Origin of the sequence: Spectribacter hydrogenoxidans, assembly GCF_031846275.1 — a bacterium.
GTDB classification, from domain to species: Bacteria; Pseudomonadota; Gammaproteobacteria; order Nevskiales; family Salinisphaeraceae; genus Spectribacter; species Spectribacter hydrogenoxidans.
Map to the genome: position 1 here is coordinate 20,897 of NZ_JAVRIB010000012.1, position 16,083 is coordinate 36,979.

Sequence of the window (16,083 nt, forward strand, 5' to 3'; positions counted from 1 at the left end):
CGTCTTACCGAACGAGGTCGTAGTAGGCGGACTCGACGGTCTTGCCCATCTGCTCGAGCGAGAGTTCACGACGGGCCGCGGCATGGGCGCGTTCACCATCGTGGCGGCGGGTTTCGGCATCGGCGTAATGGCGCAGGGCCCGTTCGATTGCCCCGGTATCGCCCACGGCAACTACCTGGCCGCAGCGCCAGCGGGTGACCAGGGGCGCCAGACCGACGTTGTCGGTGATGATGACCGGCAGACCGGCGGCCATCGCCTCCGCCGCCGCGAACGCGAAGTTCTCGGAGCGTGACGGGAGCACGAACAGATTCGACGCCTGTAGCAGCTGCTGCTTGTGTTCGCCTTCGACATGCCCGGCCAGTTGCACGCAGTCGCCCAGGCCCAGCGATGCGGCCTGCTGCCGCACCGCCTCGATGTGGTGCGGATAACCGCCGCCGGCGATCACCAGATGAATATCCAGCCCCCGATCCCGCTGCTCGGCAATGGCCGGCAGCAGCCAGTGCAGCCCCTTGTGGGGGTCGACCCGGCCGAGAAACAGCAGGCGCAGCGCATTCCCGGGGCCCTGCGTGCGTGAGGGCGGCACGGGCGGCACCGGCAGGCCGGGGGTGATCCGGGCAATGCGCACCGCTGGCGAGTGTGAACGAATCACGTCCTGTTCCGCCGTCGACGTGGCAATGGCCAGAACGGCCCGACGCAGGATGGCGCGTCCGATCAGCGCCAGATACAGCGGTTTTCCGATCGGCCGATCGCGCTGGACATCCCGGTAGAGATGCCCATGGGTACTCACGATATAGGGGCAGCCGCGCCATCGGGCCGCGATGACCGACAGCACCACGTGCCAGCCGTAGATGCCGTGCACGTGGATCAGGTCGGCATCGGGGATGCGGCGGGTGATCCGGCGCCAGAAGGCCAGCGGCTGGCGCCACGCCAGGACCCGGCGGCGGCTGTCGCGGGAGAACGGCGTGTCAGTATGGGTGATCACCGCGCAGCCGGCGAGACCGGCCCGGAGGTTGGCCAGATAGGTGACGCGGCCGCCGGCCAGCGGATCCTCGGTGCGCAGGACGTGCAGGACTGTCACGGGAACGCGCGGCGACGCCGGTTCGGGCGTGGCCGGGTTGTCGGTGCTGGTCATGATGGTGCTTTTTTCCGCCCGTACAACAACGCCGCAGCGGGGCGGATGGTTCCATCACATGCAGGTCCACACGCAGTGACTGGCTGGTCCCGCGGCCGGGATCGTCTTAGACTCCATACACCGTGAAGCGACCTGATTTCTTCATTCCGGGTGCGCCCAAGTGCGGTACCACCGGACTGGCGCAATGGCTGGCGGCGCATCCCGCGGTGTTCTTCAGTCCCCGCAAGGAACCGCATTTCTTCAATCGCGACCAGATGCCGGCCACAGCCACCCTGCGGGAATACGAACAGCTGTTTGCCGGTGCCGACGATCGTCATGCCGCGGTTGGCGAGGCCTCCACGCACTATCTGTATTCGCGGGAGGCGGTGCCGGGCATTCTCGCGTATGCCCCGGACGCCCGTTTCATCGTCTGCCTGCGAAACCCGCTGGAGATGGCGCCGGCCCTGCACGGCGAATGCCTGCGCCAGGGCTGGGAGAATGTCCGGCGTTTCGATGCGGCCTGGCACCTGCAGGGGGCGAGGCGTGCCGGCCGGCGCATCCCGCGTGCGGCCAGGGGTGATCCCGAGCGGTTGCTGTACGGGCCCTACTGCCGGCTCGGCGAACAGTTGCAGCGCCTTTACGGCCAGGTCCGGGCCGACCGCGTTCTACCGGTGTTGCTGGACGACATCCGGGACGATGCCGGCCGCATGTACCGCCGGGTCCTGGACTTTCTCGGTCTGCAGGATGACGGCCGACGCGACTTTCCGGCGGTGAACCCGGCGGCGCGCACGCGCTCGGTTCTGCTAGCTCAGGCGATCCGGAGTGTCAGCCGCATTCGTGATGCCGCGGGGGTGCGCGGCGACTGGGGCATCGCCGCGCGGTTGCGGCAATTGAACGCGAGCAACGCTGCCCGTGCGCCGCTGACGTCTGCGCTGCGCGAGGAACTCTGCGCCTATTTCGCGGACGACGTGGTGGCCCTGGGCGAACTGATCGAGCGGGACTTGTCCGACTGGCTGCGGGGAGACTAGGGCGCTTATCGCGCGCCCGGCCCGGGGATCAGGCGAAGATGCGCTGGGCCGAGCGCAGGCCGGCCAGGAGGGCGTCGACGTCCGATTCGTCGTTGTAGGCGGCAAACGAGGCGCGGGCGGTGCCCTCCAGGCCGAAGCGGGCCATGCCGGGCATCGCGCAGTGGTGGCCGGCGCGGATGGCCACGCCCGCGGAATCCAGGATGGTGGCAATGTCCTGCGGGTGGGCCTCGCCCATGACGAACGACAGGATGGCCGCCTTGTGTCCGGCGGTGCCGATCAGGCGCAGGCCGTCGATCTGCGCCAGCTCGGCCGTGACGCGGGCGCGCAGCTGTTCCTCGTGGGCGGCGATCGCGTCCAGGTCGAAATCTGCCAGAAAGCGGATCGCCGCGCCCAGGCCGATGGCACCGGCGATGTTCGGGGTGCCGGCCTCGAACTTGGCGGGCAGCTCGTTCCAGGTGCTGCCTTCCAGGGTGACGGTTTCGATCATGTCGCCGCCGCCCTGGTACGGGGGCATGGCCTCGAGCAGGGATTCCCGGCCGTAGAGCACCCCGATGCCGGTGGGCCCGAACAGCTTGTGACCGGAAAACACGTAGAAATCCGCGTTTAGCGCCCGGACATCGACCGGCATGTGGGCGGTGGCCTGGGCGCCGTCGACCAGCACCGGGATGTTGTGCCGGTGGGCCAGGGCGATCAGCTCGTTGACCGGATGGATGGTACCGAAGGCGTTGGAGACGTGGCCGATGGCGACCAGCCGGGTCCGTTCGCCCAGCTTGGCGGCGAAATCGTCGCGGTCGATCTCGGCGGCGTCGTTGACCCGGGCCACGCGCAGGGTGGCGCCGGTGGCCTCGCACACCAGTTGCCAGGGCACGATGTTGGAGTGATGCTCGATCTCGGTGATGAGAATTTCGTCACCGGGCTGCAGGCGTGGGCGCGCGTAGCTCTGGGCCACCAGGTTGATGGCCTCGGTGGTGCCGCGGGTGAACACGATCTGGTATTCGCGCTCGGCATTGATGAAGCCGGCCACCGCCTCGCGGGCGCCTTCGTAGGCTTCGGTGGCGCGCTGGGACAGCACGTGCACACCGCGGTGGACGTTGGCGTTGTCGTGGCGGTAGTAGTTGGCCACGGCGTCGATCACCGCCGCCGGCTTCTGGGTGGTGGCGGCGTTGTCCAGGTACACCAGCGGCTTGTCGTGCACGCGCTGGTCCAGCACCGGGAACGCGGCGCGCAGGGCGGCCACGTCCAGATGCGTTTCCGGCAGCCTGGTGGCGGTGTCGCTGGCCACGATCGGGATCAGGCCAGGCCGGCGAAGCGGCTGCCGGCGGGGAGCTTTTCCAGCACCGCGCGCTCGAGGAATATCCGGATCGGCTCGAGGTCGATCTGGCCGATGATCTCGTCGACGAAGCTGTAGGTGAGCACGGCGCGGGCGCCATCCTGGTCCAGGCCGCGACTCATCAGGTAGAACACCGCGTCCTCGTCGAGCTGGCCGACGGTGGAGCCGTGGGCGCACTTGACGTCGTCGGCGTAGATTTCCAGTTCCGGCTTGGCGTCGACCACCGCCTGCTTCGACAGCAGCAGGGAATCCGAGGACTGCTCGGAATCGGTCTTCTGTGCGTCCTTGTGGACGATCACCTTGCCGTTGAACACGCCGCGGCTCTTGCCCGAGAGCACGCCCTTGTAGGCCTCGCGGCTGGTGCCGTGCGGCTTGGCGTGATCCACGCGGGTGTGGTTGTCCACGTGCTGATCGCCGGTGGGGGCGTAGACGCCGTAGAGATGGATTTCCGCCCCGGTGTCATCGAGCGTGCTGTTGGTGTCGATGCGGGCCAGACGGCCGCCCAGGTCGATGCCGTAATTGATGATGCGGCTGTCGCGCTGCTGGCGGGCATGGAAACTGGCCACGTGGTAGCCGTTTTCCGGATGTTCCTGCTGGATGCGGATGCGTTCCAGACGGGACCCGGGCGCTGCGTGCACCTCGGTGACGGCGTTGGTGAAGTAGCTGTGGTCGCCCAGGCCGATGTAGTGCTCGATCACGCGGATCTGGCTGTTGTCACCCAGTTCCATGATGTTCCGGACCTGGGCCATGACGCGATCCTGCCGGCCGCTGGCCACGATCAGTACGTGCAGTGGCTTGTTGGCCACTGCGCCGGCATCCGTCCGCAGATGCAGGCCGTCGGCGGCGAAGGCGGCGTTCATGTCGGTGAACGCACTGCCGTGGCCGTTGACCGTGGTACCCAGGGCCGGGGCACTGCCATCGGCAAGACTGGTTGCCAGGCCGCGCACCCGGATGCCGGTGGCCAGGCCGTCCAGCTCGGACAGATGGGGCTGGAAGTGGCCGTCCACGATCACCGCGCGATGGCAGTCCAGGTCGTCCGGGCACCAGTCGGCGAGATCGCCCCTGGCGACGTCGGCGGCCGATGTCGCCATTTCGAAGCGGGCGGCCTCGATGGCGCTGACATCGGTGTATTTCCAGTCCTCGATCTTCTTGTGCGGGAAGCCGCCGTCGGCGAACGCCCGCAGACGCTCGCGGCGTTCGCGGATCAGATCGCCGGGCAGGTGGCGCTCGACGCGCGCGAATTCCGCCAGATAGTGGTCGACGCTGGGGCTGATTTCCTGGCGCTGTCCGGTCATGATGCCTGCGCTTGCGTGTCGGCCTGTTCGATGCCGGCGTAGCCGGATTCCTCCAGCGTGTCCGCCAGTTCGATGCCGCCGGTGCGCACTATGCGTCCGCCGGCCAGCACGTGCACCTTGTCCGGCACCACGTGTTCCAGCAGCCGCTTGTAGTGGGTGACCAGCACGGTGGCCCGCTCGGGCGAACGCAGGGCGTTGATGCCGTTGGCCACGGTCTTGAGGGCGTCGATGTCGAGGCCGGAGTCGGTCTCGTCCAGGATCGCCAGCTTCGGCTCGAGCATCAGCATCTGGAAGACTTCATTGCGCTTCTTTTCACCGCCGGAGAAGCCTTCGTTGACCCCGCGCTTGGCCATGTCGGGATTCATGTCGACGTGCTTGATCTTCTCGTTGACCTGCTGCATGAACTCCATGGCGTCGATCTCGCTCTCGCCGCGGGCGTTGCGGCGGGCGTTGATGGCGGCACGCAGCATGTACAGGTTGGACACGCCGGGGATTTCCACCGGGTACTGGAAGCCCAGGAACAGCCCGGCACAGGCGCGTTCGGTCACGTCCATCGCCAGCAGGTCGGCACCGTCGAAGGTGACCTTGCCGTCGGTGACCTCGTAGTCCTCGCGGCCGGCGAGCACGCTGGCCAGAGTGGACTTGCCGGAGCCGTTCGGGCCCATGATGGCGTGGATCTCGCCGGCCTTAACCTCGAGGTCGATGCCGCGCAGGATTTCCGTGCCGTCGACGTTGGCGTGCAGATTCTCGATCTTGAGCATAGTTGAAACTTGTTAGCGTGAACCGCGAAGAGCGCAAAGGACGCAATGCGTCAGATAAGGGTCATGTCACCAATCTTTGCGCGCTTTGCGACCTTTGCGGTTAGTGTGAATGCTGATTGGGGGGGCGTTAGCCGACAGCGCCCTCAAGCGTGACGTTGAGCAGCGCCTGGGCCTCCACCGCGAACTCCATCGGCAGCTTGCGGAACACGTCCTTGCAGAAGCCGTTGACGATCATGTTGACCGCGTCCTCCTCGGACAGGCCGCGCTGCATGCAGTAGAACAGCTGGTCCTCGCCGATCTTGGAGGTGGTGGCCTCGTGCTCCAGCTTGGCCGTAGGGTTGCTGGCTTCCACATAGGGGAAGGTGTGGGCGCCGCACTTGTCCCCGATCAGCAGGGAGTCGCACTGGGTGAAGTTCCGGGCGTTGTCGGCCCGCGGCATGATGCGTACCAGACCGCGATAGGCCTGTTCACCCCGGGCCGCGGAAATGCCCTTGGCGATGATGGTGCTCTTGGTGTTCTTGCCGACGTGGATCATCTTGGTGCCGGTGTCGGCCTGCTGCATGCCGCGGGTGACCGCCACCGAGTAGAACTCGCCCACCGAGTCGTCGCCGCGCAGGATGCAGCTCGGGTATTTCCAGGTGATGGCCGAGCCGGTTTCCACCTGGGTCCACGAAATCTTCGAGCGGGCGCCGCGGCAGTCCCCGCGCTTGGTCACGAAGTTGTAGATGCCGCCCTTGCCGTTCTCGTCGCCCGGATACCAGTTCTGTACCGTGGAATACTTGATGTCGGCATCGTCCAGGGCAATCAGCTCGACCACCGCGGCATGCAGCTGGTTCTCGTCGCGCTGTGGCGCGGTGCAGCCTTCCAGGTACGACACCTGGCTGCCGGCTTTGGCCACGATCAGCGTGCGCTCGAACTGGCCGGTGTTCTCGGCGTTGATGCGGAAGTAGGTCGACAGCTCCATCGGGCACTTCACGCCCTCCGGGATGAACACGAAGCTGCCGTCGGTGAACACCGCCGAATTCAGCGCGGCAAAGAAGTTGTCCTTGCGCGGTACGACCGAGCCCAGATACTTCTTCACCAGTTCCGGATACTCGCGGATGGCCTCCGAAATGGAGCAGAAGATCACGCCGGCGTCGTGCAGCTTGTCCTTGAAGGTGGTGGCCACCGACACGCTGTCGAACACCGCGTCCACGGCGACGTTGGCGGCGCCTTCCACGCCGGCCAGCACTTCCTGTTCCTTCAGCGGGATGCCGAGCTTGTTATAGGTTTCCAGCAGCTTCGGGTCCACCTCGTCCAGGCTCTTCGGCTTGTCCTTGGAGGACTTGGGCGCCGAGAAGTAGGAGATGGACTGGTAGTCGATCGGCGGATGGTGCACATGCGCCCAGCTGGGGTGCGTCATCTGCTTCCAGTTGCGGAAGGCTTCCAGCCGCCAGTCGGTCATCCACTCGGGTTCGTCCTTCTTGGCCGAAATGAAACGGATGACCTCTTCATTCAGACCCGGCGCGATAGTGTCCGATTCGATGTCGGTGACGAAGCCGGCGTCGTATTCGCGGCTTTCGACGAGTGTATCGATGTCCTGTTCGCGTGCTGCCATGATTGCACCGTTGACGAAAAGTTAGGAACCCGGGCTCGACGCTATGCCGGCCACGGGCTGCAGCGGTATGTTCGGTGCCGGACGGTTCATGTCCGCCACGGACACATCGGCCAGCGCACCGCGTATCGCGTCGTTGATCACCCGCCAGTGCCCGCGCAGCCGGCAGACCGACTCCATGCTGCAAAGGCCGTCATGCGCGGCGCACTCGGTCAGGGAAACCGGGCCCTCCAGGGCCGCGATGACATCGGCGATGCTGATGTCGTCGGCGGGCCGGGCCAGCCGGTAACCACCCCGAGCGCCACGTGCCGAGTTTACCAGACCGCCGCGGTTCAGCCGCTTGAGCAGCTTGCGCACCGTGGGCAGCGCAACACCGGTGGCGGCGGCCAGATCCGCGGCGTTGCGGGTGTCGTCTTCCGCGTCGGCCAGGGCGGCCATTACCACCATGCCGTAGTCGGTCAGTTTGCTCAGTCTCAGCATGCCGGATACCGGACCATTTCAGTCCTAAATAAGGATGAGATGCTACGTTATCAACCGGTCGGCGGCAAGCGGGATCCGATTGACCGCGACCGCCCAACCCGATTCCAGTCATAAGCAAGGAGCCCTGCATGCCCGCCCCCTGTCTGATTCGTGCCACTGCGACGGCACGTTCCGCCCATGAGTGACGTCAACCATCTCGGCTGGGATTTTCCGGCTCCGTTCACACTGGACATTACGGTGCAGCCGGGGGATATCGATGCACTGCAACACGTGAACAATGTCACCTACCTCGGCTGGCTGGAAGCGGTGTCCTGGGCCCACTCGAAATCGCTCGACCTGGACTGGGATACCTATGAACGGCTGGGCGTGGCCTGCGTGGTACGCCGCCACGAGCTGGATTATCTGGCGCCCACCCACCTGGGAGACGAGTTGGTGGCGGCCACCTGGGTCAGCCGCAATGACGGCCGGCTGTCGCTGTGGCGGCGGTTTCAGATCATCCGCCCGGCCGATGGGGTGACGGTGCTGCGCGGCCATTCCCATTTCGTGTCGGTGCGGCTGGACAACGGGCGGCCCTGCCGGATGCCGAAGGAATTCAGTGAGGGGTATCGGGTGATGATCGAAGAGACATGATCGGGTGCACTGGTCACGTCATCGCGAGGCAGGTGAGGCGATCTCGAGCCCGGATCACACGTCACGGACTGAGTCCGCCGGGCGAGATAGCCGCGGCGCTTCGCGCCTCGCTATGACGGGTGGCTTTGTCATCGCGAGTCAGGTCCGCGAAGCGGAGCTGGCGCGGCGATCTCATGCCCGACTATCGCGCCAGGGATCGGATTAAGCATGGCGGGCCGCTGGTCTGACGTTTTCGCGCTGTACTATGCAAACGCCGACGCGTAAACCAGCCGGATCACGATGATCGTGGTCACGCCGATCGCCAGATTCATGGGCAGTCCCGCGCGCAGGAACTCGTTGAAGCGATAGCCGCCGGCACTGAACACCATCAGGTTGGTCTGGTAGCCCAGCGGCGTGGCGAAGGTGGCCGAGGCGGCCATCATCACGGCGATGACGAAGGGCATGGCCGGCAGCTGCGCGGTGTTGGTCACGGACAGCACGATGGGCAGCATTACCAGCGCAGCGGCGTTGTTGGTGATTATCTCGGTCATCAGCATCACCGCGATGTACACCAGAATCAGCAGCAGCAACGGATGGCCGCCGCTTGTGTTGACAATGGTCTGGCCGATTGCGCCGGCCGCACCGGAGACCTGCAGTGCCGTTCCCAGGCTGAAGGAGCTGGCGATGACCAGGAGTACCGGCATGTCCACGCTCTTGCCGGCCTGGCCCGCCGTGCAGCAGCCGGTCAGGACCATGACGGCGGCACCAACCAGCGCGGCGTTGAGCATGCTGCTGAGCCCGGTCGCGGCGCTGACGACCAGTCCGCCGAGAATCAGCCATGACAGCGGGGCTCGCTCGTGCCGGGGGGTTTCCGTGTCGAGGTCGTTGATCAGCAGAAAGTCCTTGTTGTAGCGCTGGCGGGTGACGAACGCCGGCCGAGCCTCCAGCAACAACACATCGCCCGAGCGCAGTTCGATGCGCCCGGGATTCCCCTGTACCCGTTCCCCCCCGCGGGCCACGGCCAGCACGACCGCGCCGTAGCGGTCGCGGAACCGGGCATCACGGATGGTCTGGCCGATCACTTCGGAGTGCGGGGACAGTGCCGCTTCCACCAGACGCCGTTCGGCGCGGGACTTGCCCAGGGCCGGGCCGTCGCCGGAGGTGGAGGGCAGCAGGCCGTTGATGCGCAACAGATCCGACACCGCCTGGGTGTCACCGACGAACACCAGCCGGTCGCCGCCGCGCAGCTGCTCTTCCGAGGGGACAGCCGTGACCACGCTGTCCTGGCGGATGATCTCGACCAGATACATGTTACCCAGATTGCGCAGCCCGGCCTGGGCCACCGTCTGGCCCTCCAGCGGGCCGTTCTCCTCGACCATGACCTCCAGCGAGAACTCCCGCAATTCGCCGAATTTCTGTTCGTCCCGGCGATCCGGCAGCAGCCGTGGCAGGACCAGCAGCATCAGTGCCAGACCCAGCACCGCCACCGGCAGACCCACGGTGGTGATGGAGAACATTGACAGGTCATCGGCACCCGTCAGGGCCTGGTATTGACTGTTGACCACCAGGTTGGTGCTGGTGCCGATCAGGGTCAGCGTGCCGCCGAGGATGGCGGCATAGCTCAGGGGGATCATGAGCTTGGACGGCGCCATGCCGATCCGGCGAGACCAGGCGTGCACCGCCGGAATCATGGTCGCGACCACGGGGGTGTTGTTGAGAAATCCGCTGAGCATGGCCACCGGCAGCATCAGTCGCGCCTGAGCCCGCCGCACCGAGCCGGGTTGGCCGAGCAGGTAGCGCACCACCAGATCGACGCCACCGGAGTGGTGCACGCCGGCGGCCACCACGAACAGCGCGGCCACCGTGATCAGGCCACTGTTGCTGAAACCGGCGAGTGCCTGTTCCGCCGTAAGAATGCCGCTGGCACTGAGTATGACCAGCACGCCCAGCATCACCAGATGCGGCGGCTGGCGCCCGGCACTCATCAGCCCGAGTGCGGCGACTGCCAGTCCCAGCACGAACCAGGCCTCGAATTCCATCCTGTTGTCTCGTCAGCCCGCGGAACAATGGAGCGAGACCATACCGACTTGCAGGGTCGCTGGGAATGGTAATAGCTAAAAGTGATAAGGCTAGGATGTGATCAGGCACAAAAAAGCCCGGGCATCGCTGCCCGGGCTCGGGTCTTCGTTGTTGCTGTCGAATCAGGCCACGCGGGCTTCCTGCACCTTGTCCTGATGGCCACCGTTCTGGCGATTGAGCAGGTAGTCCGGCTCGAACGCATCGGTGAGGATGGCGTCGTAGCGCAGTTTGTCGTAGGCGGCGACTTCGTCGGCCTCCGCCTGCGAGAGGATGCCGGCTTCCACGCAGCTGGCGAGCTGGTCGGTCACCGTCAGCCCGCGGGTCTGGCCCTTGGCCACCGCCTTGGCGAACTTGTTGTAGAGCGGCTCGACCTTCACCAGCATCTGGAACGCCTGCTCCATGCGGCCGGTGGCGTCACCCGCCGACTTGCCGACGTAGGTGTCGGCGGTCATGCGCTCGCGGAAGGCGCCGGGCTCCAGCATGGCGTCGGCCAGTTGTCCGCCCAGGTCGTCGCTGGCGCCGTGATACGGCCGGCCCAGCGGAAACACCATGACGCGCAGCGCCTTGCCGACGAAACGATTGGGGAAGTTGCGGAAGAAGCCGTCGAAGGCATCCGCGATTTCCCGCAGGCTGTCGTCCATTACCCACTGCATGTGGGGAAGGTCGGCTTCCTGCTGGCCCTCGTCGATGAAGTACTTGAGCGTGGCCGACGCGAAATAGAGTTGCGATAGCACGTCACCCAGACGGGCCGACAGGCGTTCCTTGCGTTTCAGGTCGCCGCCGAGCATGCCCATGGTGACGTCCGAGACGAACGCCAGGGCGGCGCTCATGCGGGCCAGCTCGCGGAAGTAGGGGGCGGTCGGGCCGCTGATTGGAGCACCGGCCAGCCGCGAACCGGTCAGGCCCAGGGTCAGGGCGCGGGCCCCGCGGTTGACGGAATAGCCCACGTGACCCCACAGCAGCTTGTCGAAGGCCTTGAGGTCGTCCTCGCGCGCTGCCTCCATCTCCGGGAAGACGTAGGGGTGACAGCGAATCGCCCCCTGGCCGAAGATCATCAGGCTGCGGGTGAGGATGTTCGCGCCTTCCACCGTGATGGCGATCGGAATCGCCTGATAGGAGGGCGCCAGATAGTTGCGCGGGCCCTGCTGGACGCCGCGGCCGCCGTGGATATCCATGGCGTCGTTCACCGACTGCCGCATCCACTCGGTCATGTGGTACTTGGCGATGGCCGTGACCACGGACGGGGCGCAGGTGTCCACGCCGCTGGCGGTGAGCACGCGGGCGGCTTCCATCTTGTAGTTGAGGCCGGCGATGCGGGCCGAGGCCTCCTGCACACCCTCGAACTTGCCGATGGGCATCTTGAACTGGCGACGCACGCGGCCGAAGGCGCCGGTCATGCGGTAGCTCATCTTGGAGGCCGCCGAGGACAGGGCGGGCAGGGAGATGCCGCGGCCAGCCGACAGGCACTCGACCAGCATGCGCCAGCCGCCGCCGATCTGTTCGCGGCCGCCGATCACCCATTCCAGCGGAATGAACACGTCCTTGCCGTAGATCGGCCCGTTCATGAAGGCGCCGGGGTAGTGGCGCTTGCCGACTTCCACGCCGGGATGGTCGGCCGGCACCAGGGCACAGGTAATGCCCAGCTCCCTGTCGTCGCCCAGCAGGCCGTCCGGGTCATAGGCCTTGAATGCCAGGCCCACGACGGTAGCTACCGGCGCCAGCGTGATCCAGCGCTTGGAAAAGGTCAGCTTGAGGCCGACCACTTCCTTGCCCTCGAACTCGCCCTTGCAGACGATGCCGGTATCGGGGATCGAGCCGGCGTCGGAGCCGGCTTCCGGACCCGTGAGGCCGAAGCAGGGGATTTCCGTGCCCTGGGCCAGGCCCGGCAGCCAGCGCTTCTGCTGGTCCTCGGTGCCGTAGTGCACGAGCAGCTCGCCCGGACCGAGCGAGTTGGGCACCATCACCGTGACCGCGGCGGTCAGGCTGCGCGACGCGATCTTGGCGACGATGGTCGACTGCGCCAACGCAGAGAAGCCGAGGCCGCCGTGCGCCTTCGGAATCAGCATGGCGAAGAAGCGTTTGTCGCGAATGAACTGCCAGACATCCTCGGGCAGATCCATCAGTTCCTGGGTGATCTGCCATTCGTCGAGCATCTCGCAGAGCTGCTCGGTCTCGTTATCGAGGAACGATTGTTCCTCGTCGGTGAGGCGGGTGCGCTGGAAGTTCATCAGATAGGTCCAGTCGGGCTTGCCGCGGAACATTTCCGCTTCCCACCAGACATCACCGGCCTCGAGGGCCTCGCGTTCGGTGTCCGACATCGGCGGCAGCACGGCCTTGAAACCCTTGAAGATGGGTTTGGTCAGCAGGCTGCGGCGCAATGGCACCACGTTGAACAGCACCGCTACCGGGACGCCGATGACCGCGGCGATCACGATGCCGGTAGTGCCGATGACGCCCAGGCCGTACAGCGCGCCGAAATACACCACGGCGGCGGCGGTCCAGGCCAGCAGCGGGGCGCCGATATAGGCCAGGGCCCACACGGCGGCCAGGGCAGCGAGCAGGGACAGGATGACAGTCATGATGACCTCCTATGACTTGGTGGCCGCGTTGGCGGCCGGGGTGCCGGTCAACGCGGCGCCGGGATGGGCAGGCGCAGCGAGGTCCGGGTTCATCGCGTCATCGTCGGGCAGCAGTGCCCGCTCGAGGAACGCGATGTATTGCGAGAATTCGGTCGAGTCGGTATGCGGCCATTCGGCCGGCATGTCCCGACGGATCTGCAGCGTGCCGAGAAACACCGAGTACGTCAGTCGCGCCCAGCGCGATGCGTGCTCCGGCGACAGGCCCACCGCCTGGTAGTAATGACGCAGTGTTTCGATACGCCGGGTGGACACGCGCGTGACGAATGCCGCGATCAGCGGATCGTCGGCCGCTGCCGACAGGGCCTGGTAGATGCGACTGGTGCGCAGCGAGGTGTTGACCTCGCGGATGACCCGCTGCAGGCGCCGGCGGGGGTCGGTTTCGTTTTCCAGGCTCTGGAAGGGGACGCCGGTTTCCTGTTCTTCCCAGCGTTCCAGCGCGCGCTTGAGCAGCGCCTCGCGGTTGCTGAAATGCCAGTAGAAACTGCCCTTGGTCACGCCCAGGCGGCGGGCCAGCGGCTCCACGGCGACGCCCGCGATACCCTGGTCGGCGATCGCATCGAGCGCAGCCTGCGCCCAGGCGTCGGCCGACAGCCGGGTCTTGTCGTTGATCGTGTCGCGGGTCGCGCTCATTAGTATTCCATACGCAGGCGTATTGAGAGTATGCTGCACTGCCGCGCCGCTGTCAATACGCCACCGTATGGAGGCGATGGCGGCCATCCGTGACCCCGATGGAGTGCCTGCCGACATGACCGATCCCGTCCGTGCCGATTTTACCCATGGCCTGCCGCTGACCGTGCGCTGGGGCGAAATGGATGCCCTGGGCCACGTGAACAACACGGTGTACTACCGTTATTCCGAGGACGGCCGGATCGATTACTTCTCTCAGCTTCTGGCCACCGGCGACCCGTTCCACGAGACCGGGCCGATCCTGGCCGAACTCGGTTGTCAGTTCCGGCAGCAGTTGCGCTTTCCCGCCGAGATCGAGATCACCACCCGCATCCATCGCATTGGCCGCAGCAGCATGGGTGTGCAGCAGGCGCTCTGGCACCGGGAGGGTGGTCACCTGGTGGCGCTGATGGAGGCGGTGCTGGTCTGGTTCGATTACAGTGCCCAGACCTCCGTCGCGGTGCCCGATACCTTGCGGGAGCGCATCCGGGCATTCGAGGTGGTGCCGCCGGCGATGTAGCCACGGGCGGAAGGGGGGGTCAGCCGCCCAGATAGAGCCGCCGGAGGTCGCTGGCTGTCTGCGCGGCTTGCCAGCGAGCTTCGAACTCGCCATGGAGTTTGCGTGCCTCGGGCGGGCCCAGCGATTGCGGTGGCGTCAGGGCGCGCCGTTCGTGCTGGGTCAGGCCGCGGGCGGCGTCTGCGATCAGGCATTCGCCGAACCAGGATGTGGCACCCGGTGCCGGCGTTCGGAATTCGATGGCGCTGGACAGTGTCTGTCCGAGGGTCACCAGCGCGTGGCCGCGGGCCGCCGGACGGGTATCGGCAATCAGAATGCGGACCCGAGCGTGGCGGGGCGCCCCGATCACCAGTTGCTTGATGGCCTCGCAGAACGCTTCGGTGGCATACACATCCGCCGGCAGCTCGTGGCTGTAAAGGTCGAGGTGCCGGCGCGCGCTGCGAGCCAGCTTGGCCGCATCACGGGCGAGCCGGACGGCCGGGGACTCGCCCGGTTCAGACCTGTCGGGCCTGGTCGGCGGCATTGCCGATGTAGTCCCCGGGCCGCAGGTCTCGCAGCCGGGCCTTGTCGGAATCGGGCAGATCGAGACTATCCACGAAGGCACGGACGGCAGCCTCGTCGATCGTCTGACCGCGGGTCAGGGTCTTGAGCTGTTCATAGGCCTGGTCGATACCGCGCACCCGCATGACGGTCTGGATTGCCTCGGCCAGTATCGGCCAGTTGGCGTCGAGATCGGCGGCCAGCCGGGCCGGGTCGGCCGCCAGCTTGCCGATGCCCTTCTGCAGGGCCTGGCAGGCGATCAGCGTGTGCGCCAGCCCGGTGCCGGTGTTGCGCAAGGCGGTGGAGTCGCTCAGGTCCCGCTGCCAGCGGGACACAGGCAGCTTGGCCGCCAGGTGATCCAGCACCGCGTTGGCCATGCCCAGGTTGCCCTCGGCATTCTCGAAATCGATCGGGTTGACCTTGTGCGGCATGGTCGAGGAGCCCACCTCGCCGGCCACGGCCGCCTGCTTGAAATAGCCCAGCGACACGTAGCCCCAGACATCCCGCGCGAAGTCGAGCAGGATCGTGTTCACCCGCATCAGCGCATGGTAGGTCTCGGCCATCCAGTCATGCGGCTCGATCTGGGTGGTGCAGGGGCTGGGCGCCAGTCCCAGATCGGCCAGGAACGCCGCGCTCAGGGCTGGCCAGTCGACCTCCGGGTAGGCCACCAGGTGAGCGTTGTAGTTGCCCACGGCGCCGTTCATCTTGCCGAGGATGGTCACACTGGCCAGCGCTTCGCGCTGCCGGCGCAGCCGGTGCACGAACACCCCCATTTCCTTGCCCAGGGTGGTCGGGGACGCCGACTGGCCGTGGGTCCGGGCCAGCATCGGCAGATCGGCGTAGGTATGGGCGAGGTCGGCGATGGCGGCCGTGATCTGGTCGATCGCCGGCAGCAGCACCGTGTCGCGCGCCTCGCGCAGCATCAGCGCATAGGCCAGATTGTTGATGTCCTCGGAGGTGCAGGCGAAATGAATGAAAGGACTGTATTCAGTAAATTGCGGTAGCTTATTCAGGCGATCTCTCAGGAAGTACTCGACCGCTTTCACGTCGTGATTGGTGGTGGCCTCGATGTCCTTCACGGCCTGGGCATCGGCGGCGTCGAAGTCCGCGATCAGCGCGCGGAACGCATGGGTGGTGTCCGCATCGGGCGCGCTCAGTTCCGGAATGCCGGGATGCCGGGCCAGCGCTTCCAGCCAGCGGATTTCCACCGTGAGGCGATAGCGGATCAGTCCCATTTCGCTGCAAATCGGCCGCAGTTCGGCGGTTTTCGACGCATATCGGCCGTCGATCGGCGTCACGGCAGTCAACGGGGAGAGGTCGGCATCCAGGGACATTGGCGCGATCGGGGGCGGTGATAGAATCCGCCCATGATACCTGATGCGCCGGCGATGCCGGGTCCGGATGGACCGCCTCGCACACGGCCATCGTCCTCAT

At 66.2% G+C, this 16,083-nt stretch carries 14 protein-coding genes; 3 read left to right on the top strand and 11 right to left on the bottom strand.

Annotated features, from left to right (window positions below; all coding sequences use genetic code 11):
- Positions 1-4: 4 nt before the first annotated feature.
- On the bottom strand, positions 5-1,132 hold the full coding sequence (locus RM532_RS11685; protein ID WP_311653515.1) for a glycosyltransferase: 1,128 nt from the start codon (positions 1,130-1,132) through the stop codon (positions 5-7).
- Positions 1,133-1,254: 122 nt separating this feature from the next.
- Here RM532_RS11685 and RM532_RS11690 point away from each other — a divergent pair, with 122 nt between their 5' ends.
- Positions 1,255-2,139 (top strand): hypothetical protein, encoded by an 885-nt coding sequence (locus RM532_RS11690; RefSeq protein WP_311653516.1) that lies wholly within the window; start codon positions 1,255-1,257, stop codon positions 2,137-2,139.
- Between the two features lie 28 nt (positions 2,140-2,167).
- Here RM532_RS11690 and RM532_RS11695 read toward each other — a convergent pair whose 3' ends face one another.
- The 5 genes from RM532_RS11695 to RM532_RS11715 form a co-directional block, all read right to left on the bottom strand.
- Positions 2,168-3,424: an aminotransferase class V-fold PLP-dependent enzyme gene (locus tag RM532_RS11695; protein ID WP_423246897.1), complete on the bottom strand. Its 1,257-nt coding sequence runs from the start codon at positions 3,422-3,424 to the stop codon at positions 2,168-2,170.
- A gap of 5 nt (positions 3,425-3,429) precedes the next feature.
- Positions 3,430-4,764, bottom strand: a complete 1,335-nt coding sequence (sufD, locus tag RM532_RS11700; protein ID WP_311653518.1) for a Fe-S cluster assembly protein SufD — start codon at positions 4,762-4,764, stop codon at positions 3,430-3,432.
- Positions 4,761-5,525 carry a Fe-S cluster assembly ATPase SufC gene (sufC, locus tag RM532_RS11705; protein WP_311653519.1) on the bottom strand — a complete coding sequence of 255 codons (765 nt, stop codon included), beginning with the start codon at positions 5,523-5,525 and terminating at the stop codon, positions 4,761-4,763. Before sufC ends, sufD begins: the two co-directional genes overlap by 4 nt.
- 127 nt (positions 5,526-5,652) lie before the next feature.
- On the bottom strand, positions 5,653-7,122 hold the full coding sequence (gene sufB, locus RM532_RS11710) for a Fe-S cluster assembly protein SufB (RefSeq protein WP_311653520.1): 1,470 nt from the start codon (positions 7,120-7,122) through the stop codon (positions 5,653-5,655).
- A gap of 21 nt (positions 7,123-7,143) precedes the next feature.
- Positions 7,144-7,599, bottom strand: a complete 456-nt coding sequence (locus tag RM532_RS11715; RefSeq protein ID WP_311653521.1) for an SUF system Fe-S cluster assembly regulator — start codon at positions 7,597-7,599, stop codon at positions 7,144-7,146.
- A 177-nt stretch (positions 7,600-7,776) separates the two neighbouring features.
- Here RM532_RS11715 and RM532_RS11720 point away from each other — a divergent pair, with 177 nt between their 5' ends.
- Positions 7,777-8,229 carry an acyl-CoA thioesterase gene (locus RM532_RS11720; protein WP_311653522.1) on the top strand — a complete coding sequence of 151 codons (453 nt, stop codon included), beginning with the start codon at positions 7,777-7,779 and terminating at the stop codon, positions 8,227-8,229.
- Between the two features lie 242 nt (positions 8,230-8,471).
- On the opposite strand, the gene RM532_RS11725 is transcribed toward RM532_RS11720, so the two are convergent.
- The 3 genes from RM532_RS11725 to RM532_RS11735 all read right to left on the bottom strand — a co-directional run bounded on the left by RM532_RS11725 (position 8,472) and on the right by RM532_RS11735 (position 13,556).
- Positions 8,472-10,247, bottom strand: a complete 1,776-nt coding sequence (locus tag RM532_RS11725) for an SLC13 family permease (protein WP_311653523.1) — start codon at positions 10,245-10,247, stop codon at positions 8,472-8,474.
- Between the two features lie 162 nt (positions 10,248-10,409).
- On the bottom strand, positions 10,410-12,866 hold the full coding sequence (locus RM532_RS11730) for an acyl-CoA dehydrogenase (RefSeq protein WP_311653524.1): 2,457 nt from the start codon (positions 12,864-12,866) through the stop codon (positions 10,410-10,412).
- Between the two features lie 9 nt (positions 12,867-12,875).
- Positions 12,876-13,556, bottom strand: a complete 681-nt coding sequence (locus RM532_RS11735) for a TetR/AcrR family transcriptional regulator (protein WP_311653525.1) — start codon at positions 13,554-13,556, stop codon at positions 12,876-12,878.
- Between the two features lie 115 nt (positions 13,557-13,671).
- Here RM532_RS11735 and RM532_RS11740 point away from each other — a divergent pair, with 115 nt between their 5' ends.
- A complete protein-coding gene (locus RM532_RS11740; protein ID WP_311653526.1) occupies positions 13,672-14,112 on the top strand; it encodes an acyl-CoA thioesterase in 441 nt (146 codons plus the stop codon).
- Between the two features lie 19 nt (positions 14,113-14,131).
- On the opposite strand, the gene RM532_RS11745 is transcribed toward RM532_RS11740, so the two are convergent.
- Together RM532_RS11745 and purB are read right to left on the bottom strand one after the other, a co-directional pair.
- On the bottom strand, positions 14,132-14,632 hold the full coding sequence (locus tag RM532_RS11745; RefSeq protein ID WP_311653527.1) for a DUF7931 domain-containing protein: 501 nt from the start codon (positions 14,630-14,632) through the stop codon (positions 14,132-14,134).
- Entirely contained in the window at positions 14,604-15,983 is a 1,380-nt protein-coding gene (gene purB, locus RM532_RS11750) for an adenylosuccinate lyase (RefSeq protein WP_311653528.1), read from the bottom strand. The genes RM532_RS11745 and purB overlap by 29 nt, the downstream gene beginning before the upstream one ends.
- Positions 15,984-16,083: the final 100 nt, after the last annotated feature.